General features: G+C 38.0%; 17 protein-coding genes. 6 read left to right on the plus strand and 11 right to left on the minus strand.

Features of this window, described 5'->3' with window-relative positions; genetic code table 11:
* Positions 1-98 precede the first annotated feature (98 nt).
* Both ACUNWD_RS10935 and ACUNWD_RS10940 read left to right on the plus strand, forming a co-directional pair.
* Positions 99-836, plus strand: a complete 738-nt coding sequence (locus ACUNWD_RS10935) for a polyprenol monophosphomannose synthase (RefSeq protein WP_445587845.1) — start codon at positions 99-101, stop codon at positions 834-836.
* Between the two features lie 119 nt (positions 837-955).
* Entirely contained in the window at positions 956-2,299 is a 1,344-nt protein-coding gene (locus ACUNWD_RS10940; RefSeq protein ID WP_445587846.1) for a dihydroorotase, read from the plus strand.
* A 35-nt stretch (positions 2,300-2,334) separates the two neighbouring features.
* Here the strand turns inward: ACUNWD_RS10940 and ACUNWD_RS10945 are convergent, their stop codons facing one another.
* The 6 genes from ACUNWD_RS10945 to ACUNWD_RS10970 form a co-directional block, all read right to left on the minus strand.
* Positions 2,335-4,338: an OmpA family protein gene (locus tag ACUNWD_RS10945; protein WP_445587847.1), complete on the minus strand. Its 2,004-nt coding sequence runs from the start codon at positions 4,336-4,338 to the stop codon at positions 2,335-2,337.
* Positions 4,339-4,352: 14 nt separating this feature from the next.
* A complete protein-coding gene (locus tag ACUNWD_RS10950; RefSeq protein WP_445587848.1) occupies positions 4,353-5,297 on the minus strand; it encodes a PorP/SprF family type IX secretion system membrane protein in 945 nt (314 codons plus the stop codon).
* A 59-nt stretch (positions 5,298-5,356) separates the two neighbouring features.
* Positions 5,357-8,593 (minus strand): Ig-like domain-containing protein, encoded by a 3,237-nt coding sequence (locus ACUNWD_RS10955; protein WP_445587849.1) that lies wholly within the window; start codon positions 8,591-8,593, stop codon positions 5,357-5,359.
* Between the two features lie 104 nt (positions 8,594-8,697).
* Positions 8,698-9,453: a hypothetical protein gene (locus ACUNWD_RS10960; RefSeq protein WP_445587850.1), complete on the minus strand. Its 756-nt coding sequence runs from the start codon at positions 9,451-9,453 to the stop codon at positions 8,698-8,700.
* Positions 9,454-9,507: 54 nt separating this feature from the next.
* A complete protein-coding gene (locus ACUNWD_RS10965) occupies positions 9,508-12,396 on the minus strand; it encodes an HYR domain-containing protein (RefSeq protein ID WP_445587851.1) in 2,889 nt (962 codons plus the stop codon).
* 201 nt (positions 12,397-12,597) lie between these two features.
* A complete protein-coding gene (locus tag ACUNWD_RS10970; RefSeq protein WP_445587852.1) occupies positions 12,598-13,353 on the minus strand; it encodes a LytR/AlgR family response regulator transcription factor in 756 nt (251 codons plus the stop codon).
* A gap of 157 nt (positions 13,354-13,510) precedes the next feature.
* On the opposite strand from ACUNWD_RS10970, the gene tsaB reads away from it, so the two are divergent.
* The 3 genes from tsaB (at position 13,511) to efp (ending at position 15,625) form a co-directional block, all read left to right on the plus strand.
* Positions 13,511-14,224 (plus strand): tRNA (adenosine(37)-N6)-threonylcarbamoyltransferase complex dimerization subunit type 1 TsaB, encoded by a 714-nt coding sequence (gene tsaB, locus ACUNWD_RS10975; protein WP_445587853.1) that lies wholly within the window; start codon positions 13,511-13,513, stop codon positions 14,222-14,224.
* The gene (locus ACUNWD_RS10980; protein WP_445587854.1) at positions 14,221-14,955 is read left to right on the plus strand and encodes a DUF3108 domain-containing protein; all 735 of its coding nucleotides are present in this window, start codon (positions 14,221-14,223) and stop codon (positions 14,953-14,955) included. The genes tsaB and ACUNWD_RS10980 overlap by 4 nt, the downstream gene beginning before the upstream one ends.
* A gap of 100 nt (positions 14,956-15,055) precedes the next feature.
* Positions 15,056-15,625: an elongation factor P gene (efp, locus tag ACUNWD_RS10985; RefSeq protein ID WP_445587855.1), complete on the plus strand. Its 570-nt coding sequence runs from the start codon at positions 15,056-15,058 to the stop codon at positions 15,623-15,625.
* 65 nt (positions 15,626-15,690) lie between these two features.
* On the opposite strand, the gene ACUNWD_RS10990 is transcribed toward efp, so the two are convergent.
* The 5 genes from ACUNWD_RS10990 to ACUNWD_RS11010 form a co-directional block, all read right to left on the minus strand.
* Complete coding sequence (locus ACUNWD_RS10990) at positions 15,691-17,154, minus strand: O-antigen ligase family protein (protein WP_445587856.1); 1,464 nt, start codon at positions 17,152-17,154, stop codon at positions 15,691-15,693.
* A gap of 5 nt (positions 17,155-17,159) precedes the next feature.
* Positions 17,160-18,113 (minus strand): Wzz/FepE/Etk N-terminal domain-containing protein, encoded by a 954-nt coding sequence (locus ACUNWD_RS10995; RefSeq protein WP_445587857.1) that lies wholly within the window; start codon positions 18,111-18,113, stop codon positions 17,160-17,162.
* Positions 18,114-18,194: 81 nt separating this feature from the next.
* On the minus strand, positions 18,195-19,487 hold the full coding sequence (gene tyrS / locus ACUNWD_RS11000) for a tyrosine--tRNA ligase (protein WP_445587858.1): 1,293 nt from the start codon (positions 19,485-19,487) through the stop codon (positions 18,195-18,197).
* Between the two features lie 92 nt (positions 19,488-19,579).
* Complete coding sequence (locus tag ACUNWD_RS11005; protein WP_445587859.1) at positions 19,580-20,599, minus strand: DUF3667 domain-containing protein; 1,020 nt, start codon at positions 20,597-20,599, stop codon at positions 19,580-19,582.
* Positions 20,583-21,128 carry a CvpA family protein gene (locus ACUNWD_RS11010; protein ID WP_445587860.1) on the minus strand — a complete coding sequence of 182 codons (546 nt, stop codon included), beginning with the start codon at positions 21,126-21,128 and terminating at the stop codon, positions 20,583-20,585. Before ACUNWD_RS11010 ends, ACUNWD_RS11005 begins: the two co-directional genes overlap by 17 nt.
* A 167-nt stretch (positions 21,129-21,295) precedes the next feature.
* On the opposite strand from ACUNWD_RS11010, the gene ACUNWD_RS11015 reads away from it, so the two are divergent.
* Positions 21,296-22,813: a GH3 auxin-responsive promoter family protein gene (locus ACUNWD_RS11015; RefSeq protein ID WP_445587861.1), complete on the plus strand. Its 1,518-nt coding sequence runs from the start codon at positions 21,296-21,298 to the stop codon at positions 22,811-22,813.
* Positions 22,814-22,835: the final 22 nt, after the last annotated feature.

Consider the following 22,835-nt stretch of genomic DNA (forward strand, 5'->3'; position numbering starts at 1 on the left):
TTTTAACAGCTGTTAAAAATTAAATGGAAGCGTTAAAAAAATGAATATAAATGGTTTAAAAACCTTACTTTCGTAGACGAATATAAAATGTCTTAGAAGTGGACAAAAATCTTGTCATCATACCAACTTACAACGAGATTGAGAACATCGAAAAAATGATTCGTAAAGTGTTCTCTCTTGAAACACCCTTTGAACTTTTGATTATTGAAGATGGATCTCCTGATGGAACTGCCGGAATTGTAAAAAAATTGCAAGTTGAGTTTCCTGAAAGGTTGCACATAATTGAACGAAAAGGAAAACTAGGTCTAGGTACGGCCTACCTAACAGGCTTTAAATGGGCCATTGAAAATCGATACGATTATATATGTGAAATGGATTGTGATTTTTCCCATAATCCCGATGATCTCGAAAACCTTTACAAAGCATGCCAAGATGGCGCCGATGTTGCGATAGGATCCAGATACATTTCAGGAATCAATGTAATCAACTGGCCTTTGGGAAGGGTGCTAATGTCATATGTTGCATCCGTTTATGTGCGGTTTATTACCAGAATGAAGGTGATGGATACCACTGCCGGATTCAAATGCTATCGCAGGAAAGTGCTTGAAACAATCGATTTTGATAAAGTAAAATTGAAAGGTTATGGATTTCAGATTGAAATGAAATTCACTGCATGGAAACATGGATTCAACCTGGTTGAAGTACCAATCATTTTCACAGAAAGACAGGAAGGCACTTCAAAAATGAGTGGAGGTATATTTAACGAAGCTCTCTGGGGTATTTTAAAAATGAAAATTAGGAGTTGGTTCAGGAAATATGAGCACCCGACGAAATAATTGAAAGAAAATTAGTTGAACATTTTATCAATAATAAACATTTAGAATAAGGCTGCAAGATTGTAGCCTTTTCTTTTGAGATACGTAAATTTGTAATAAAGGAACTAAAAATTGACATCATGAAAACCATCATAACGAATGCCATTATTGTAAATGAAGGAGAACGTTTCCCGGGAAGTGTGCTTATTGAGAATGAATTTATCAAGAAGATATATAAAGAACCACAAGTTCCTGAACAGGTAAAAAAAGATGCAACAATTATCGATGCAGAAGGAAGGTTTTTAATCCCTGGTGCGATTGATGATCAGGTTCATTTCCGTGAGCCAGGACTTACCCATAAAGGAGAAATTGCCACGGAATCGCGGGCGGCAGTTGCGGGTGGTGTGACCACCTATATGGAAATGCCCAACACCAAACCTCAGGCTACCACCCAGGCAGAATTGGCAAAAAAATACGATAGAGCGGCACAGGTTTCAGCCGCAAACTATTCATTTTATATGGGCGCAACCAATGACAATCTGGATGAAGTTCTTGCTACCGATCCTCGAAAGGTTTGTGGAATTAAGGTTTTCATGGGATCGTCAACTGGGAACATGCTGGTGGATGATGAGCAAACACTTTCTGAAATTTTTAAAAATGCACCAACGTTAATTGCAACTCACTGCGAAGATGAAGAAATAATAAAACGCAATACGGAGATTTACCGTCAGAAATATGGCGAAATTGTTCCTATTTCACGCCACCCAAAAATTAGAAGTGCAGAAGCTTGTTTCAAATCATCATCGAAAGCAGTGGAACTTGCCAGTAAATTTGGAACTCGCCTACATGTATTGCACCTCACATCGGCAGAAGAAATGAAGCTTTTCAATGCGGGACCAGTTACAGAAAAGAAGATTACAGCAGAAGTTTGTGTGCATCACCTTTGGTTTGAAGAGCGAGATTATATTGAATATGGGACGCGCATAAAATGGAATCCGGCTGTAAAAACAGCTGCCGACAGAGATGCACTTTGGGAAGCTTTGCTTTCTGATAAAATTGATGTAATTGCAACAGACCATGCCCCTCATACTCTCGATGAAAAATCTCATCCATATTTTCAGGCTCCTTCTGGAGGACCATTGGTTCAGCATTCATTGGCTGCTATGCTTGAATTCACCAAGCAAGACAAAATCACGGTGGAACAAGTAGTTGAAAAAATGTGCCATGCTCCTGCAAAGTTGTTCCAAATTAACCGACGCGGTTTTATTAGGGAGGGATATTATGCTGACATCGTTCTGGTAAGCCCGGATAAAAACTGGATCGTTAAACCAGAAAATATTTTTTATAAATGTGGATGGTCTCCATTTGAAGGCACCACTTTTAATCATCTGGTTACACATACATTTGTGAATGGTCAATTGGCTTTTGACCGTGGAATTATTAATCCGGATATTCGAGGTAAAAGGATTGAATTTGACAGATAATTAGGATTCGACTAAAACCAGGCAACCAAATATTATTAGAAATAGAAGATACTACGCTTATTGCGTTTGCCCTTATATTCACCTTTTTTAACCACTTTAACGATGGTGCGGTTATTGGCTGCATGTTCGGCTTCTGTGCAATCCGCTCCATCGTCACACTTATTCAATAGTCTTGTTTCACCGTAACCTTCATATTCCACCCGATCCGGGTCAATTCCCCGCTCGCTGATATACTCAAAAGCAGCTCTTGCACGTCTTTTAGACAGGAGCATATTTTCTTCGTCATCACCCCGCGAATCGGTATGCGACTCCAGACGCACTTCCATTTCTGGATACTTTTTCATGATTGCGATTAGGCGATCAAGCATATTAATGGTTTTTTCCGTTAGAATGGCACTACCCTCTTCATACTCCACAAACTCCATTTCAATAATCTGCAATGGCTCACCATCTTCTTCCTCCATTTTTATTGGCTCGGGAGAATCATCTTCGGGTTCAACCTCAAGGAACAACTCAACAAATGCTTCGTCATTGGGTCTTAAATCATTCGTTTCGACAACCGTTTCACTTGGGAAATAGAACTCTTTTGTCCCCCGAACAATATATTCCATGCCTTTATTAACTTCAAACTCGAATTGCCCATCCCTCCCAGTTGTACTGGTAAAGATGGTATCGGCATATTCATTAATGATTGAAATTTTTGTGTCAGGAAGAATTTCCCGTGATTCACGTTCCTTAGCAACACCTCGAATGATAACAGGGACATACTTAATCAGGAAATAATAAAGGTCGTCACTCCCTCTTCCTCCCTTTCGATCAGATGCAAAATAACCTTCGGTTGAAATACTATTTAAGACAAAACCGAAATCATCTTTGGGACTATTAATTGGATACCCCATATTTTCCACGGTGTTGAATACTCCACGCTCCGGAACTGAAAAGAAAACATCCAATCCTCCAATTCCTCCATGGCCATTCGATGAAAAATACAAGACTCCATCATTACTAATAAAAGGAAAGAACTCATTCCCTTCCGTATTGACTTTAGGTCCTAAGTTGAATGGCTCACTCCAAAAGCCATTTGAGAAAGTTGAAAAATAAATGTCTGATCCTCCATATCCTCCTGGCATGTCTGAAGCAAAATACAATACTTTTCCACTTTTATCGATCGCTGGGTGTCCAACGGAATAATCATTACTATTAAACGGAAACTCGCCGCGATATTCCCACTTTTCATCTTCAACACCCGCAAAGAGAATTTTCAAATTCACGGCACCTTCTTTTCCTTTTGTTGCGCCAGTTTTACCCACATTATTTCGGGTCAGATACATTTTATCTTCTTTCTGATCAAAAGAAACTGGTCCGTCATGGTAAGTAGTTTTCAATTTAGGAGCGAAAGGTTTTACATTGATCAAATCTCCGCTTTCAGCTGCATCACCAAGATATAAGTCAAGATAGGGTAAATCATTCCATTTATACTTACGCTCAATTACATCGCTCCTAAAATTCGTTGATGCAAAAACCACCTGGTCGCGATAATAAGCTGGCCCCATTTCAGAACCTTCTGTATTTATAGACAAATGGCGAACTACATAGCGACTGGAGTCTCTATGCAGAAACTGGATATACTCCAGCAAAGATGCCTGAATATTGATCCTGCCGTCTTCCGGCCTTATTTCTGAATATTCTTTCAGCCATTGTTCGGCCTCCAAATACCTGCCATTACTCTTTAATGCTTGCGAATAATTAAATAAATCTTCCGGCTCATCATTTCGGCTATCAATCAATATTTTCAGCCACTTCTCCACTTCTTCCGTATTTCCAATATTTCGGTTCGAATCAGCCAGTCTTCGAATTACATATGCATTTTCAGGATCCTTATCATATGCATATTCGTACAATTCAATCGCTTCAACAAACGCAAAATCATTATAACTTTTGTCGGCCATTTTAATGGTCATTTTTTGAGCATTGGCAACAAAGCCAGCCATAAAAATGAATAGAAGTGATAATTGAATTATTTTGAATGCTCTATGCATATTCCTGATCAAATTTAAAAATACCTTGGCGAACGAACTCTTCCTCTTCCAAAATTGAAATCCCAGCCAATTAGAATTTCGTGCGTCCCATTATTAAATGTACTCAGCGCATTCGCACTTACATCGTAAGAATACCCAACTCGCAACTGACTTGTTAATTGCAGTTGCATCATTAAACCAACAGCATCGCCAACTCGCCACATTGCACCAAGCCAAAGTCGCTCATAAAACAACAACTGAGCAGTTAGGTCTATTGAAACCGGTGCATTTTGAACGTACTTCGCCAAAAAATAAGGCTTAAATTTAATTATTCTGTTTATATCGAAAACGTAACCCGTCATTAAAAAATAATGTATCCGTTCCTTGTTTAAAAATTCAGAAGAGAAGTCGTGTTCGTTGATTACATTCTGTAATATTTTAGGGACAGATAAGCCAGCAAAAAAGCGATCAGTATAGTAAAACAGTCCCAACCCGAAGTTTGGCAGAAATTTACGATTAATATCATTGACAAATATAGGGTCGTTCGGATCAACAGTACTTAAATCAGTAAGTGCAGCTTCATAAAAATTAATTCCACCTTTCAAGCCAAACGACAAATACCTTCCCTCTGTAAAATCCAGGCTATACGAATAATCTACATAAGCTCCGGTTTGAGATACCGGCCCTAATTGATCTTTCAACAATGAAAGCCCAACTCCCATGTGATATTTTGTGAAAGGAGTGTGTAAAGATAATGCTTGAGTTACCGGAGCTCCATCAAAAGCAACCCATTGGTTTCGGGAAATAACCTGCATACTCAACATATCGCGTGAGCCAGCATAAGCCGGATTAACAGACAGGATATTGTTCATGTATTGAGTAAACATCGGATCTTGCTGGGCTCTCAGATCTTTATGATTGACAAACAACAGAATGTTTAGTCCAATAAACAGAAATATATTTTTTAATTCATTCCCCATTTACAAAGTATGCAAAGATATAAGTTCACTCAATATCAAAAAGTTAAAATTCATTTTAATTATCGATCTATATATATGAATCCACTCAATTTTTCATTTCCATTTCCTAAGTCAAGAATATAATAGTAGGTTCCCGTTGGAACATCGCCTCCGTTATTCGCAATACCATCCCAGAAACCAACTCGACCTGCTCCTTCTCCATAATTCCCGGTTTCATACACCAAATTACCCCACCTGTTAAATACTTTCAGGGAAACTCTTTGGTACTGACTAATTCCTTTTATTACAAACAAATCATTGTATCCATCACCATTTGGCGAAAATGCGTTGGGAACAAATAATGATTCGTCGTTTACAATCACCAGTACGGTTGCATCATCACAATTATTCAGAAAATCACAAACCGTGTACATAAAGTCATCACTTCCTGCAAAATATTGATCTGGTGTATAAGTAATAATCGAGTCAGAGGTAACAGTAGCAACACCATGTTCTGGAAGAGAAATAATTGCCACGGTGGCCGGATTGATTCCATCCTGAGGTATATCATTTCTCAACACATTAATATCGACCGAAGTATTTACCAGCATATTCAGTGAATCATCAACTGCCTGAATTTGCACCAGCAAGCCAACGCTTATTGAATCCAAATCAGTACAACCATATTCATCCGTAATTTGCAGATAATACTTACCAAGCCCACTCACAATTGGAGTTGGAGTGGTTTGCCCGCTAATGATTAACTCATTTCCAGCTGTCCACCATGAATAGGTAAGACCATTCCCAATACTCTCAGAAGCATCCAGCATCACTGACTCATTGGACGCAGCAACAAATACCTGCTCATCCAAGATAATTTCGGGACAAGGAGCAATTACTATCGACACTGTTTCAACAGAACTTGCTCCATCTTCAGAAGTAACAGTTAAAGTATATTCGGTTGAAGAGGTTCCGCTGAAAACAGGAGCTACAGAATTGGGATCATTCAACCCCGTTGAAGGCTCCCATAGATATGAAAGTTGGCCGGCACCAATTGACTGACTCGCATCCAGTTGCAAGCCCGAGTCATAACAACAGCCAATATTCTGAATAAGACCATTTTCAACAACAATAATTGGTGAACGATTGGTGTTCGTTTCTACAGTGGATGAATTATTTCCCAAATTCGGATCATATTGATCACTGATTACGCTAGCATAATTTTTTAAAACATTTGGAGCATTATCCGCGATCATCCCACTTATTGTAATGTTGGCGGTCTCTCCATTACCTAATTCACCCAAATTAAGTTGCCCCGTCCATGCTGAAGCTGGTTCTATTTCATTTACAGTATACTGCGGATTTAAAATATACGCAGGTAAAAAGTCATCCAGAATTACATTTTGTGCAGTTAGATTTCCACTATTGCTAACAGTAATTTGGTAATTTATCACAGTTCCGGGATTTGCTTCCTCCGGCCCGGTTTTAACCACAGCTAAATCAGCATACTCTTCTGGTTGTTCCGCAACTACAATATATACGTTTGCCTGTGTGCAATTACCATCGGAATCGCATGCCTCATATACAAAATGATCAACAAACGGATAGATCGTAGATGTTAGTGTATAAGTAAACTCACCAGTATTATTTATATTAACTATTCCACTTACTGGTTGACGAAGGGGAGTTGAATTTACAGTAAGTGTTTTTCCGTTCGGAATAATGTCATTATCTGTCAAGTTTCCGAATGCAATTTCATTTGAAAAAATCTGGTAAACATCGTCAACTGCAAATATCGGGGCATCAGTTTCATCTTTAATCAATATCGTCACTCTTGCAGTTTGGCAATCACCAGTAACTATTCCACAAGCCCGGTATATAAAATAATCCTCTCCAACAAAACCATCGTCTGGTGTATATTCAAAACTTCCATCAGAATTAATAGAAACCTGACCGTAACTTGGGTTTTGAACTGGCGTTTGATTGGCAAATAATTCATCACCAACCGGTGAAAAATCATTTGACAATACATTGCCTGAAACCGGGACATTGACAATCGTTTCAGCCTCATCATCATTAGTGACAATACTAACGGTTGTAATTTCTTGCGGAATTACCCGAATAGTAACATTCGCGTCATCGCATCCAGCAGGCACCTCGGTTGAACAAACCTCATAGTAAAAGTTATCAGTTCCGATAAATCCTGGATTTGGCGTATAACTGTAAGATCCATCCGGATTCATCGTCAGCACACCGTTCACAGTCTCACTTCCCGCAGGAACTGAAACTGAAATTCCACTTCCACCAAAATTAATATCGTTCTCCAGAACATTCCCGCTCAATGATGCATTTTCGAAAACAACTGCAATATCATTTACAGCCACCCGATCAAATACAACAACCTCCAGAACAGTTATAGTGACCATGCCAAGGTCGCATTTCCCAGGCGTGCCATTGTCGCATAATTCATATAAAAATTCATCCGGCCCAAAATATCCTGGGGTGGGTGTGTAAGTAAACGTACCATCTGAATTAATTGCGACCGAACCATGATCGGTAAGTTTATTTTCGATTGTTGTTTGCAGATCATCACCATTCGGATCAGAATCATTATTGATAATATTTGCATTTAATGGAGTGTCCTGATCGGTTTCAAAAATATCATCTGCAGCAATTGGTCTGGTATTACCAGTGTAGTTAAAAGTAATTGTAGCCTGATCACAATAAGGAGTTTCATAATCGTCGCAAACCTCATATTCGTAAATTATCGTGCCAAAGAAATCGGTTGGTGGGGTGAAAGTGAAAGATCCATCAGAATTCCAATTAAATGTACCATTTGGTCCTTCTAACAAGTTGACGCTAGTCACGGTTAATGGATCATCATCTGGGTCAGTATCATTAGCCAGGAAATTTCCTGAAATACCCGTATTCTCGTTTGCAGAATATGTGTCATCTACTGCAACCGGAGACTCGTTTGGTATTGGAATGACCTCAATATTTTTTACGTACAATTCACTCAAACATCCCAAATCATTAATGGCCTGAACGCTTAAAATGTAAGTTCCCAATTCGGTGAATGTAATATCTTCAGTCTGACTGATTTCAAAAGTTTCAGTAGAACTTAATACTACTTGATTATTTTCAGGATCTGTTAACTGCCAATTATATGTCCATCCGGAGCCACCAGTTGATGAATAGGAATGAACGGAATTTAGCACTACCGTTTCATCGGCTGCCTGACTAAAAGCAATATTCGACCATATGCCAAATGTTGCACTTAGCAAGAGAACTAATATATTCCGTTTAAGTTTATTCATACAGAACCAGCGCACCAAGAGGTACACCTCTCCCAATTAACCCTGAATCGCAAATTTTTTAAAGAAAGGCCGACCGTAGCCAGCCTTTCAAAAAATCTTAACTACTAATTGAATGTAATCACAGAGATTGGATGAATTGTTACTGTTGCTTCAGTAGTTCCAATATCCATTGAATTTGAATCACTATCAGTAGCACTCAAAAGCTTGATCGTAAGAACTCTATCTGAAGTAGTTGTATTAATGAAAGTTCCATCTAATGAGACTGTAAATGAACCTGTCAACAATGTAACAGATGCACTTCTGGTATCTAATACATTATCACTGGCATCTAGAATTTGATATTGAATTGCCGCAGGTGTAATACCTCCATCAGAAGTCACATCAACCACAAACTCATCACTTGCTACAGTATTACCACTAATACCTTCACCGCCGAGCCATGCACATGTTGTTGCAACTTGAGAAGCATCAATATCAATCGTTGCTTTCTCAATTGTTATTTCTAAACTTTTCATTTCGGAATAACAAGCATTCTCATCCACCACATATACTGTCAATGTATAAGTCTGACCAGCGGTCGCATCATCCCATGTAATACTTACTTCATTTGGATTTTCCAGTGATCCAGTTGCATAAGTTCTTGTACCAACAGTGTTTGTAGTTGATCCTCCAGATAAAGCCCATACATATTGAACTCCATCTGTCGCAGAAACTAAGTTTACTGAATAGGTTTCTGTCGAACCATCAAGTGCAGTCTTTGTTGCAGCCGTTCCTTGAGGAGAACTTGGTTGTGCGAACACAGCAGTAGCCGCAAGCATCGCGACCACCATCATCATAAGGGGTAAAAGTTTTGTTTTCATTTTGTAAAAATTAAAGTTTAACATGTTACTATTTTTTATTTCAATTTTTCTTGATTAAAAACCGATATCCGGTTTTGAAAATATCTTGACTAAATCTTGATTGTCTGTGCTATTATTATCTGTATTGCCTAGTGAATCTTCTCCATTGGTAATTTCAAAACGATAGTTCTTCTCACTTCCATCACCAACATCCACTGTAATGCTCACCGTAGATTGATCAGTATCGTCAACATTAACACTCCCCGTTTGAACGGGCGTTCCCCCTCCATCCAGGTATAATGACCAATCAAATAACCATTCTGTCGCCACTCTTGTCCCCGGCTCCAAATAAACTTTAAAGTCCATAATGGTTACTCCTGTAACTTCATGACAGGCATCTCCAAAATCCTGAACTTTTGGATTAAAACTGTTTATAACTGTTATATCAATATATGTTTCATCGTTACATCCTGATGTTTGTGATTGCTTGACAACATAAACTTTGTAGCTGCCGGGCATCGAATTCGCTCCCCAGTTAACACTGAAATCAGCTGTTCCCTGTCCTGTTACTGAAAGACTACTGGTAATATCTGTTGATAAGCTGTTTTCAACTCTCCACGAGTAATCGAAGCCCGCTTCATCTGCAATACTGTATGAATGCTGAGTTCCCTGAAACGGACGATGCCCAGAACCGTCATCCCCAGAATTCCCATCAGTAGATATTGAACCCAATGATGGTTCATTGTTGACTACCACGTCAAAACTATAGGTCTCTGAATTACTTGATTCGTCTGTTACAGTATAAACAACTGTTGAAGTTCCAACATTGAATGCCACAGCACTGGCATCATTCTGCCCTGTTAACGAGCTAGATACTTCTGTGCCACCTCTAACTTCGTAGGTGATTACGAGGTCTTCGAAAGCCGTACAATTATCTGAAACTTGAGTGATATTTGTCAAACCAATGCCGCTTACAGAAGTTGATGCTTGTCCGTTTGGAATGCATATTGATTGGTTGAAATCAAGTGATGCATCAAAAAACGGAGCAACCTGATCGTCATAAACAAGGGTTAATGGAGAAGAATATGCTGTACATGCTCCTTCGCTAACTTCCAATCTGAATTGATCATTTTCATTGTGAGAACTGGTTTCAAAGACCAATGCATCACCAGTTGATTCACCATCAAAATTAATCCATCCTCCACCATCATTTTTCTGCCATTGATAGCCAGGGGAACCAAACCCGTTAATTGTTGCTGTAATTTGCAATAGCTCGCCCACACACCCCGGAAGAATTGTTATAGCTGTATTAACTTCTAAATCATTGGTAACTGTAATAATCTGATTATCACTGACAGGATTTCCGGCATAATCCGAAATTGAATACGTTCGGGTGATTGTTCGTGAGCCGTCGGGATTATTAACGGAAACATCGTTCACACTGAAACTACTGTTTTCGTAACCGCAGTTATCATCAACCAAACCATTGGTTTCAAAGTAAGATAGACCAAGTTGGGCAGGAACAGCATCTTCGCAGTAAACTGTTACATCGTCCGGAGCTGTTATCGCTGGTGGATTATCCGGGTTTTCATCAACAAAAACTGTAATCTCACAAACAGTTTGCAAGCCATTGCCACTATCGGTTACTGTTACATCAACCACTGTAGTTCCAACCGCAAAATTAAATTTTTCGGAGTCTTGAATCACTCCATCGTCTCTTGACCAACTCAGGGTGTAACCATTACAGCCATCAATATTTAAGGCAGTTTCCCAATCGTAGGTAGTGGTGCACAAATTAAGATCTGCTTGTAAGGAAACTGTTTCTGCAGGGCAATCCAAGCGAGGTGCTTCATTTCCTGTAACTGTAATATTGAAGCTACATTGGGCTGTATTACCTGCACCATCCATTACTTCATAAACTTCAGTTGTTACTCCACCTGGGAAAGTTGCTCCAGAACCTAAACCAGAAATCAACGTTGTTGTTGCCGAACAGTTATCAGTTCCTACTGGTGCAGTATAAGTAACTACGGCTCCACAAGTGCCAGGAGTAACATTGGCGTTGATATCATCCGGACAACTAATTTCAGGATCGGTCAAATCTACTGTAATTTCAAGTTCATTTGTCTTATACCATGCTCCTGAACTTTTATAGATTGCATAATAAACTCCAGTTTCTGAAATCGTAAAGGGTGATGTACCATTCCCATCAGTTACATCTCCATCTTTATACCAACGAATCACGGAAGCAGCAGCATCTGAAATAATTAAGTCAACCGTACCACTTCCCGAACATAGTTCCAAGGATGAGGCCGAGAGAGTGTTAACCTCAGTAATATTCGCCTCAACCAAATCATCGTAAACTCCCGAGGGCAAATCATCGGTGGTCACATGATCCAGCAAGTCCTGAAAACCACCGGCATCACAAACGTCTCCCTCAGTAGTGGTTGTTCCATCATAATCACCATTACAACCTGTAAAATTATCCCACGATGAATCGACCTCTCCCATCACATATATATGGGCTTCCGAGACATCAATTTCTCCCTGGTTGTCTGAACCGTTTCTTGTAAAATCACCAAACACAACGAAGTAGCTTGAAAGATTAATTACAACTTTATTAGATAAAGTTGCAGTTCCGTAAATTATTACCATCGCATTTGAACCAGTAATAATCTCTGGATAGTTATTGGCCATATCAAAATTACCATGAATAATCAGGGTTCCCTCAACAATCAACTTGCCATTGCTGGCTATATATAAACTGGAAACATCAACGGTAGTCCCGTCAGGAATTGTCACCACATCATCAATGGCAACATTATCATTTATGGTTGGCAAATTGGGGTTAGAATCCCATACTGCAGGATTGGTCCAATCACCATCAGCCACAGATTGAATATTCGCAGAGTATGCATTAGATACAATCCCAATCAAGCAAACGAAAAAAAGCAAAAGCCTATTCATCAACTAACAATTTGCAGGTCTACCCCGAATTTGGTACACTTCTGTTTTTAAGTCCTGCAACTTCTAATAAATTAAAGTCCCTTTTTAAAAACAATCGGTAAATATAGGACTTTAGTTCATTTTCAAATACGCCAATGATCAAACCACGACTTAGGCTTATCAAACAATGGTAGTAAGGATACAAAAGAATCCGACATTAGCTTATAAACGATTGTGAAGCAGCTTATCCAGCAAGTCTTCTTTGTATTTGGGAGATACCCGAAGCTGTGATTTATCCAACATTTCTATTATTCCACCATCAGTTTTCAAGTATCGACTTACGCAGTCTAAATTAATTAAATGTGATCGATGTATTCTGCAAAATCCATGAGGCACTAATAGTTGATCAAACTCTAATAAAGTGCGACTAATTAAAACAGAAGTTCCATTCTTATAAAAAACTCTTGAATAATTACGTTCGCCTTCACACCGCAAAATATCATCAACTTTAATAATTGCAAATCCATTCATTTCTGGAAGAGCAATTGTTGCATCACCCTTAGGCTCTTTCTTTCCAAGGCTATTCTTCAAAAGTTCTACTTGCTGTTTTTCATGCAAAACCGGAATTTCATTAATACGATTCAAGGTAGAATTAACATTCTCCAAAAGAACCGGTTTCACAATATAATCGAATGCAGAATATTTAAAAGCAGTTATCGCATAATCACTGTAAGAGGTGGTGAAGACCAATTTGAAATTAACTTCCTCAAGTTGCTCAATTAAGCCGAAACCAGTACCATCAGGCAATTCAATATCTAAAAAAACAAGGTCTGGCTTCTCTTTATTAATCAACTGAACACCTGCCTCGACAGAATCAGCTACCCCAAGAATATTTACTTCCGGGAAATTTTGATTTAATATCCGAGTCAATACCCGAATAGCTAACTGATCGTCATCTATAATAACTGTTCGATACATAGGAGTGCTATTTGCGATTGATAAAACTAATAAAAAATGTATCTCATCCTCCATTAAGACTTGAATATTTCCTAACAATGTTACAATTAATTAAGCCGTGAAACATATTTATTATATTTCGTGTTAATATTTTAATTTTGCGGAAAAATTTCACACAATGGCATTAATCCTAAATCTGGAATCATCAACAGAAGTTTGTAGTGTATCGTTAAGTGATGATGGTAGTTTGATCGATCTGATTGAAAATTTTGATGGGCAAACTCATGCTCGGTTGTTAAGTGTTTTTGCAAAAGACATCATGGATAGAAATAAACTGAATTTCAATCAGCTCAATGCAATAGCAATCAGTAAAGGCCCCGGATCATATACAGGATTAAGAATTGGAGTATCTCTTGCAAAAGGGTTATGCTACGCTAACAATATTCCTCTAATTGCTATTAGCTCGCTTGCTGCAATGAGTGATCACATAAGCAATAATCTTGAAAAATATGGGTTAGATAAATCTGAGTCATTACTATTTTGTCCGATGATTGATGCAAGAAGAATGGAAGTTTACAATGCCATTTACGATAAGGATGGAGATGAACACAAAAATGTGTCGGCAGAAATAATTGACGAAAACTCATTTCGCGAATTACTTACAAAAAACAAACTGATATTTTTTGGTAATGGGTCGGAAAAATGCAAGAAACACATCAATCATGAAAATGCCATTTTCGTACCTGGCATCCAAACTTCGGCACAGTTTATGTTTACACTCTCGCACAAAGCTTTTGAAAACAATGATTTTGAGGATCTTGCTTATTTTGAACCTTTTTATCTAAAAGACTTCATAGCAGGAATTCCCAAAAAGAACATATTAAACAGATGAAACAGATAATCTTCATATTTCTGCTTTTTACAACTTTTCAATCTAATGCTCAAATCGTAGAGGAACTGGAATACAATATCCGATTTGGCTTCATTCGGGGAGGAGAGGCTATCCTAAAAGCAAATGATACCATATTTCAAGATAAGCAGAGTATTCATTATTACATGGAGGCAAAAACGGTTGGGTTGACAGAGAAGCTTTTCCCAGTTTATGACATTTATGAAAGTTTTGTGAATCCTGAAAATTACCTGCCGTACATGGCAATCCGAAATGTTAAGGAACAAAGCTACAAATCGTATAACGAAACTTATTTCTTCCACGAAAATGATTCCATATACAGTCAAAAGTCTGGTGGTCGAAAAGTGCGTGAAGGCTTAGTCGACATCCTGAGTGTATTTTTTTACATGCGACAAAACAACCTACTCGATAAGTTGGATAAAGGGGAAGAATTTGAAGTCCCGGTATATCATGCAGGCGATGATTTTATGATGACCGTAAAATACCTGGGAACGGATAAGGTTTATACCGATATTGGTGAGATTAACTGCCATGTGGTATCACCAAGAGTAAAAAAAGGAAAAGTTTTAAAACGTTCTGATGGTTTAAAATTATACATCTCCAAAGATTCTAATAAAGTACCATTATTGCTGGAATTCGACTTGCGTGTAGGCTCACTGAAATGTGAATTGAGATCGTTAAAAAGAGATGGCATGCAATTGATTTTCCGCTAAATATCTATCTCCCACACATTTTAAATATTTCAGTTTTGGCTAAATACGTCATAAATGTGTACTTTTGCAGCCAAATTTGAAACTAATTTATATTTGACATATGGCTACGACATCAGATTTTAGAAATGGACTGACTATTGACTACAATGGACAGCTGTACACCATCGTGCAGTTTCAGCACGTAAAACCAGGCAAAGGAGCAGCTTTTGTCCGCACAAAGTTGAAAAATGTAAAAACCGGTAAAGTTATCGAGAATACGTTCAACGCTGGAGTAAAAGTGGAAACCGTTCGTATTGAAAGAAGACCTTATCAATTTTTATATAAAGATGATATGGGATGTAATTTCATGCATACTGAAACATTCGAACAAATCTCTATAGATCCTGAATTAATTGAAAACGTTGATTTAATGAAAGACGGTCAGATGATCGAAATTAACTTTCACACTGAAACAGAAACTCCTCTGACTGCTGAACTTCCTCCATTTGTGGAACTTGAAATTTCAGCTACCATTCCTGGAGAAAAAGGAAACACTGCAAGTTCAACTGCACTGAAACCAGCTACCTTGGAAACTGGCTCGGAAATTATGGTCCCGCTTTTTATTAACGAAGGAGACATCATCAAGGTCGACACTCGCGATCGTTCATATAGTGAACGTGTTAAGAAATAATATTTTCTGAAGAAGATAGAAAAAGCTCGGGAAACCGGGCTTTTTTCGGTTACAACATTACCGATCTATTTATTGGATGACAATTTACTGTCAGCATTTTTTAGTTGATTTCGGGTATAAAGATCAAATACAACGATAATCGCAACAAATGCCCAAAAAGGAATAGAGGCCTTATCTGTATCAAGAAAATTATTCAGGAACCCATGTATCAGATAAGTTATAATTCCCGTTATGGCTGAAAGAATAATCATTCTCACCTCCCGCTCTTCGGCACGGGTATACGTGTGAATTCCCACGTATAAAATCATGATTGCAAGGAATATAAAACTGAGCATTCCAATCACCCCGGATTCAGCAAGCGGACCTAAATATTCACTATGCGCATTGCCTCGATCTGCAGAATTGGTACTGATTATTGTCCGATGTTTGGTAAGTTGGAATGGCGCGTATTGAAACATATATGTTCCTGGTCCCCACCCAAAAACAGGCTTTTCCTCCCACATTCGGTAGGCGCAACTCCATCGATTGATCCTTTCCAAATTTGACGCGTCGGTGGTTACATTTGTCATTGATGAAATATGCGTCCCCAAGTTTGCTGACGACTCCTGATCATTTCGCTCCAGCATCATCAAAATTTGAGTTTGAAAAACGAGAACGACTGCCAAAATTGACAATCCGGTGATAAATAAAGGTCGAAATCTTATTTTCAGTTTCATAATTCCCCAAACCATAGCGGCCACAAGTAAGCTTAACCACGCCGCACGGCTATATGATAAAATCAACGCCACCAGAAACAACAAAAGAATAACTGCTCCCCAAAATCGCATAGCCGGCTTAAATTGCTTATAAAATGTTAATCCTGATAGAAAAGGAATGAAAAAAGCAAGCATTGCCCCATACGAGGTATGATCTTTATAAAAAGGATTCATTACAAAATGGGCGGCTTGATCGTTGTGAAAGCCGTAGCCAAAATGCCTTGACCATGCATAAAATATAACGATAATAAATGCGATACAATAAAGCCAGACAAAACGATAAATATTCTTCGTATTCTTAAAAAGTTGAATTCCCAGAAAATAAAAAGCAGCCAGAAACCAGAGCTTTGACAACCAGAATTTCAAGGAAACTATTGGCATTGTACTTGTCAGTGCGGTTATCAACATCCAGCCTAGATAGAAATAAAGCGCCAGAGTGATTGGATGGCTAAGTACCTTTTTATCATATCCTTTATTCTCAATCAGCTTAAAAATAAAAAGCACCAAAATACCAACAAGCAGCGGCTCTGTTGGCAGATACATATCAAAATCAAGACCTTCAACAATATCATGAAGAGGAAGTGATAGTGGTGTAAAGAATGCAATACTCAGCAACAGAACATCCAATTGGAATATCGCTACAAAAATTAATGCCAATGCAACAGGCAACAAACTAACAAGCAAAGTATCCCTGGAAATAATAAAGTACAGGTTCAGAATTAAGAAGATTGCTGAAACACTGTAAAAGAGAATTATTTTCGTTCGATTACTCAACGAAATTATGATTTTTGATTTTTCAAGCCTTCAATAATATAAATAGACAGAAGTGCTAAAAATTCAGTAGCAATGAGACTCACCAAAACAATCAGCCAGCGTGTTGGATATGATTTCTTATCTGCAGGAAATGGTTCTTCTACAACCATTGTGTACGTTTCCTTTTTATTCACTTGACTTAAAGCTTTATCCAGCCGTCGGTTAATTGTGTCACGCTGTATCTCGAGCGCCTCCATTTCGCGTTGAAGAAGAAAATACTCTCCACCTTTTTCTTCAAGATTGCTGATTATACTTTTTATGTTTGTAACAGCCCTATCGGAAGCTCCTTCGGCAAGTGCGGTCATGTAACCCTGCGTTATTTGCTCTGTTTGAATTTCATAATCCAACAAACCATACTTTTGCCTTAGCTCGCCCATCTTTTCTGCGATCGAACTAATTTCCTTGGTTTTCCTTACCAAATCATTCGAATAAGACTGAGCTCTTTCTTCGTATTTTTGCTTGCGAATGGATTGTACTTTTCGATTGTAAAAAACAATTATTGAATCAACAATACTACTGGCAACCTGTGGATCTTGATCCAATGCTTCCAACTCAATGGACTCGTACTCTGTCTTTTTACAAGTAACCTTATCGTTGTACTCTTTCAATATCTTGGTCTGAAAATACGGATCATCTATTTCAATCTCGTACCTCTCTGGCAAATTGAACTTTTCGATTACCTCTCGCTTAATATCCGTAGAATTGAAAATCTCCACCATCTGTTCGCTTTCCGACTCTTCTGAGTATGAAGTAGTATTTACCGGATAAATTCTTGCTTCAGATTTATAAAGTGGCGTGATGAAATACGGCGATGAAAAAATTGCGGAAACAATAATTGTTACAATACCAACAATTATAAAATGAATTTTCCACTTCCAAATAAGAACAAAAAGGTTCTGATTATCAAATATATTTTTCATAAGAGTATAGATGTTTGACCGTAATCTTTCAACGTGATTCCTCTTTGTTTAGTATGAAAGCTAAAGTAATTTTATATTTAATTATTCAACGATAAGCAAGTAGTAATTCTTCTTACCTTTTTGAACCAAAATATATTTTTCACCAATCAGGAAATCAGGTGTTACAACAAGCTCCTGATCATTGATTTTTTCCTTATTAATACTAAGTCCATTCCCTTTAATGGTTCTTCTCAACTCACCTTTCGAAGGGAATACGGTTGCTTCGTCAGCCAACAGATCAACAACATTAATTCCAGCGGACAATTTGTCTTTTGAAATTGTAAACTGAGGCACACCTTCAAAAACAGATAAGAAAGTATCTTCATCCAGCTTTTTCAAGTTTTCAGCCGTACCGCGTCCAAACAAAATCTGGGATGCTTCAACGGCCATTTCAAAATCTTCACGAGAATGTACCATCACGGTAACTTCTTCAGCCAATCTTTTTTGCAATTCCCTTGCATGAGGAGCTTCCAGATGTTTTTTTACCAACTCATCAATTTCATCCTTTTGCAAAAGCGTAAAAATCTTGATGTAAGACTCAGCATCCTCATCAGAGGTGTTTAGCCAAAACTGGTAAAATTTATAGGGTGAAGTCAATTTTGGATCCAACCAAACATTTCCACTTTCAGTTTTTCCAAATTTACTTCCATCAGCTTTTTTAATTAATGGGATAGTCAAAGCAAAGGCATCACCTCCTGATTTACGGCGAATTAATTCCGTTCCAGTGGTAATATTTCCCCACTGATCAGATCCACCCATTTGCAGTTTGCAATCCATATTTTGATTCAACCACAAAAAATCATATCCCTGAACCAGTTGGTAGGTGAATTCAGTAAATGACATGCCTGTTTTTGCATCCGGGTTCAATCGTTTTTTCACCGACTCTTTAGCCATCATGTAATTAACAGTAATGTGCTTGCCAATATCACGAATAAACTCCAGGAAACTGAAGTCTTTCATCCAGTCGTAATTATTCACCATCAACGCCTGATTCTCTGAACCGCTTTCAAAATCAAGAAATTTAGAAAGTTGCTTGCGAATTCCTGCCAGGTTTTTTTCAAGGGTTTCTTCATTTAACAAATTACGTTCCTGAGATTTACCCGATGGATCACCGATCATTCCAGTTGCACCACCAACTAAGGCGATTGGTTTATGACCTGCCATTTGAAACCTTTTCAGCAACATAATAGGAGCTAAACTACCAATATGCAGTGAATCAGCCGTTGGATCAAAACCAACGTATGCAGTTGTCATTTCTTTTTTAAGTTGTTCTTCGGTTCCGGGCATCATATCATGCAGCATGCCTCGCCAGCGTAATTCTTCAACAAAGTTCATTTCAAAAAATTTTCGGCAAAGATATAAAATGATCCCAAGTCATCAGAGGAATAACTCACATTAATTTAATTGAACTCAAATGAGGTCAAAATTTAAAGGTTCGAAATAGCGTTCATTACCACATAACTAAATGCCATTAGAACGATCAGGTTATATAATATACTAATTAAAGTACCTTTCAAAAATACCTTAAAAACCCCTTGCCCATAAAACGATTTCATGGCAATGAACAAATAGACAGGTAATAGCATCAATAAAAACAGCAGATACCATGTCCAAGAACCGCTAAAGCTTAGATTTACACCAATAATTAAAGCAAAGACAAGAAAAAGAAACGAGTGAAAATGAACTGAAAACACCAGATGCCGGATATAATTCACCTTCCTCCGGATGTAAAACAACTTAAACAACAAGGCGAATACAGGTAGTAAAATAAAGAAGGCCCATGACAGATATTTCAGAATCCTGGTCATCAACTGGTCAGGAGATCGACAAATATCAATAAGCACAACTAAAGTTCTTCGACTATCCTCGTCATCAGTAACTTTCAGGCGTTCTTCCAACTGACTGGCAATGGATGACAAAGAAGCTTTCAAATTTTCTTGGTGAAGCACTTTTGACCAATCAATATCGAAGCTGACAGTTTTTGAGTTATCCGGCTGATCGACTACTTTTAAATCAACAGCAAGTGAATCAGTTCCACTAAGCAATTCCGAATCAGCAGCTTTCGAAGGGTCATTGAACGAATAATCCAACGCTGTAGTTAAGCTTCTGCTAGTTGCTATTTGTAAGAACAAAAACAAGATGAAACTTAAGAAAATATATACCCTGAATGGAGGAGCATAAGTTTCTCTTTTCCCTTTAAAAAACTCTTTCGTTAAAAATCCCGGACGACAGATCAGGTTGAGAAATGTTTTCCATAGCCTTGAATCAAAGGCAACCACATTCCCCAAAAAATCATAAAAGATAAAACCAAAAGGACGATCAAATTCGTTTACAGATTGCCCACAATTAGGACAAAAATGCCCTTTAAAAATATATTCACAATTAAGACATGCATGCTTTTCTAATTCTGAAACAGGAACTTTTTCCTTCTTAAGCCACTTTCTCATTATTGTGTTTTTGATTATTCCCATCCTTTTCAAAATAATCAAATTCGTCCCAGAACTTGACAAATGGGAAAATGGTTGGAACTAAATTTTTTAATGGTCCATATATATGAGACTCATCCTTTTTGCCTTCCGGAAGAATCCCCACGTTTTCATCAACTTCATCAAAAACAATCAGCACTACGCTCAAGATCAATGCAGTTTTAATAATTCCAAATAACAATCCTGCCAAACGATTCAAAAAACCCAAGGCAATAGAATCAATTATTTTTTCAACGGCATGGCTAATCAACTGAACTACAACAACAATTAAAACAAAAGTGACAAAAAATGAAATCAGTCCCATGTATTTTGATTGGAAATCAAAAGTTTCAACCAGAAACTGACCTGTAAGGTGTGAAAACCGCAATGCTCCCCAAATACCCAGAACCAGCGCTACTAATGAAGCAACTTCCGAAACAAAACCTCTTCCGAAACCTCTAATAGCGGCGATAAACAATAAAACACCAAGAATTAAGTCAATGTAATTCATCCTTTCTTTTTTAAACGAAAAAGTTTAAGTAAAATTAGAAAAATATTTTAGCTCTGATTCAGAATCTTATTTCATGTTCATAAAACAACTATTTATGTTCGCATTATTATTCTGCTCGGGAGCTTACATGGAAATTATTACATTTGTTTTAGACTAAAAGACTACGTATGCCATTTCTAAACTCGATCATAAACTGGGTCAATTTTAAACGTATTTATCAAATTGACTTGTTCCGAAAGCATCCACACGATGTTCAACGCGAAGTTCTGTTTGATTTATTAAAAGAGGCACGTGATACCGAATGGGGTAAAAAATATGATTTCAGATCTATTCAATCTGAAAGCGAATTTAAGAAACGTCTGGAAATTAGAAACTATGAAGATTTTGCGCCTTACATAGACAGACTTCGCCAAGGAGAGAAAAACCTACTTTGGCCGGGTGATATCAAGTGGTTTGCCAAATCATCCGGTACCACCAATGATAAAAGCAAGTTCATTCCAGTAAGCAAACAATCACTGGAAGATATTCATTTTCGCGGCATTAGAGATGTTTTTGCACTTTACTTGAAAAACAACCCAGGTTCGGGAGTTTTATCAGGAAAAAGCCTTACCCTTGGGGGAAGCCACCGGGTTAATAACTTCAGTAACAATTCCTATTTTGGCGATTTATCTGCAATCTTGATTGAAAACACTCCTTTTTGGTCTGACTTCTACCGAACTCCTTCGGCTGATGTTGCCCTGATTGAAGAGTTTGAAGAGAAAGTAGAAAAGATCATTGAAGAATCACTCAATGAAAACGTGACTTCTCTTGCTGGCGTTCCTTCCTGGTACCTCGTGCTCCTGAAAAAAGTATTGGCACACACTGGCAAAACAAACATTCTCGAAGTTTGGCCGGAGTTGGAGGTGTTCATCCATGGAGGTGTTCAATTTGACCCTTATCGGGAACAATACAAGAAACTCATTCCTTCAGAGGAAATGAACTATATGGAAACGTATAATGCATCTGAGGGATTTTTTGCCATACAGGACGATCCGGAGAATGATGATTTATTGTTGATGCTTGACTATGGGATTTATTACGAATTTATCCCCATGGAGAATTTTTACGATGATAATCCACCTGCCCTCACCTTGGATGAAATTGAGTTGGGCAAGAATTACGCTATGGTCATAAGTACAAATGGTGGTCTGTGGAGATACCTAATTGGGGACACTGTGAAATTCACGAATCATAAACCGTACAAAATTAAAATTACCGGGCGCACCAAGCAGTTCATCAATGCTTTTGGAGAAGAATTAATAGTTGACAATGCGGAGGAAGCATTGAAGCTGGCAACAAGCCGAACAAATTCTCAAATCAAGGAATATTCAGCTGGACCTGTTTTTATGGGAGATGATCAAAAAGGAGCGCACCAATGGATCATCGAATTTGAAAAGGAACCGGACGACATGGATTTATTTATATCCGTTCTTGATCATTCATTAAAAACATTAAACTCCGATTACGAGGCGAAACGACATAAAAACTTAACTCTTGAACGGCCTCATTTAATAAAAGCTCAAAAAGGACTTTTTTATGAATGGATGAAGCAACGAGGAAAAGTTGGCGGTCAAAATAAAATTCCACGTTTAGCAAATGACCGAAAGTATCTGGATGAACTCATAGAACTTCAAAAAAGAATGTAGATTTTTGACGGTTTAGAAAGCT

The organism is Sunxiuqinia sp. A32 (assembly GCF_052690465.1).

Bases quoted from the DNA above. Each gene is read 5' to 3' on its own strand.
- ACUNWD_RS10940 (WP_445587846.1), top strand. From the start codon at position 956: ATGAAAACCATCATAACGAATGCCATTATTGTAAATGAAGGAGAACGT.
- ACUNWD_RS10945 (WP_445587847.1), bottom strand. From the start codon at position 4,338: ATGCATAGAGCATTCAAAATAATTCAATTATCACTTCTATTCATTTTT.
- ACUNWD_RS10950 (WP_445587848.1), bottom strand. From the start codon at position 5,297: ATGGGGAATGAATTAAAAAATATATTTCTGTTTATTGGACTAAACATT.
- ACUNWD_RS10955 (WP_445587849.1), bottom strand. From the start codon at position 8,593: ATGAATAAACTTAAACGGAATATATTAGTTCTCTTGCTAAGTGCAACA.
- ACUNWD_RS10960 (WP_445587850.1), bottom strand. From the start codon at position 9,453: ATGAAAACAAAACTTTTACCCCTTATGATGATGGTGGTCGCGATGCTT.
- ACUNWD_RS10965 (WP_445587851.1), bottom strand. From the start codon at position 12,396: ATGAATAGGCTTTTGCTTTTTTTCGTTTGCTTGATTGGGATTGTATCT.
- ACUNWD_RS10970 (WP_445587852.1), bottom strand. From the start codon at position 13,353: ATGTATCGAACAGTTATTATAGATGACGATCAGTTAGCTATTCGGGTA.
- tsaB (WP_445587853.1), top strand. From the start codon at position 13,511: ATGGCATTAATCCTAAATCTGGAATCATCAACAGAAGTTTGTAGTGTA.
- ACUNWD_RS10980 (WP_445587854.1), top strand. From the start codon at position 14,221: ATGAAACAGATAATCTTCATATTTCTGCTTTTTACAACTTTTCAATCT.
- efp (WP_445587855.1), top strand. From the start codon at position 15,056: ATGGCTACGACATCAGATTTTAGAAATGGACTGACTATTGACTACAAT.
- ACUNWD_RS10995 (WP_445587857.1), bottom strand. From the start codon at position 18,113: ATGAAAAATATATTTGATAATCAGAACCTTTTTGTTCTTATTTGGAAG.
- tyrS (WP_445587858.1), bottom strand. From the start codon at position 19,487: ATGAACTTTGTTGAAGAATTACGCTGGCGAGGCATGCTGCATGATATG.
- ACUNWD_RS11005 (WP_445587859.1), bottom strand. From the start codon at position 20,599: ATGAGAAAGTGGCTTAAGAAGGAAAAAGTTCCTGTTTCAGAATTAGAA.
- ACUNWD_RS11010 (WP_445587860.1), bottom strand. From the start codon at position 21,128: ATGAATTACATTGACTTAATTCTTGGTGTTTTATTGTTTATCGCCGCT.
- ACUNWD_RS11015 (WP_445587861.1), top strand. From the start codon at position 21,296: ATGCCATTTCTAAACTCGATCATAAACTGGGTCAATTTTAAACGTATT.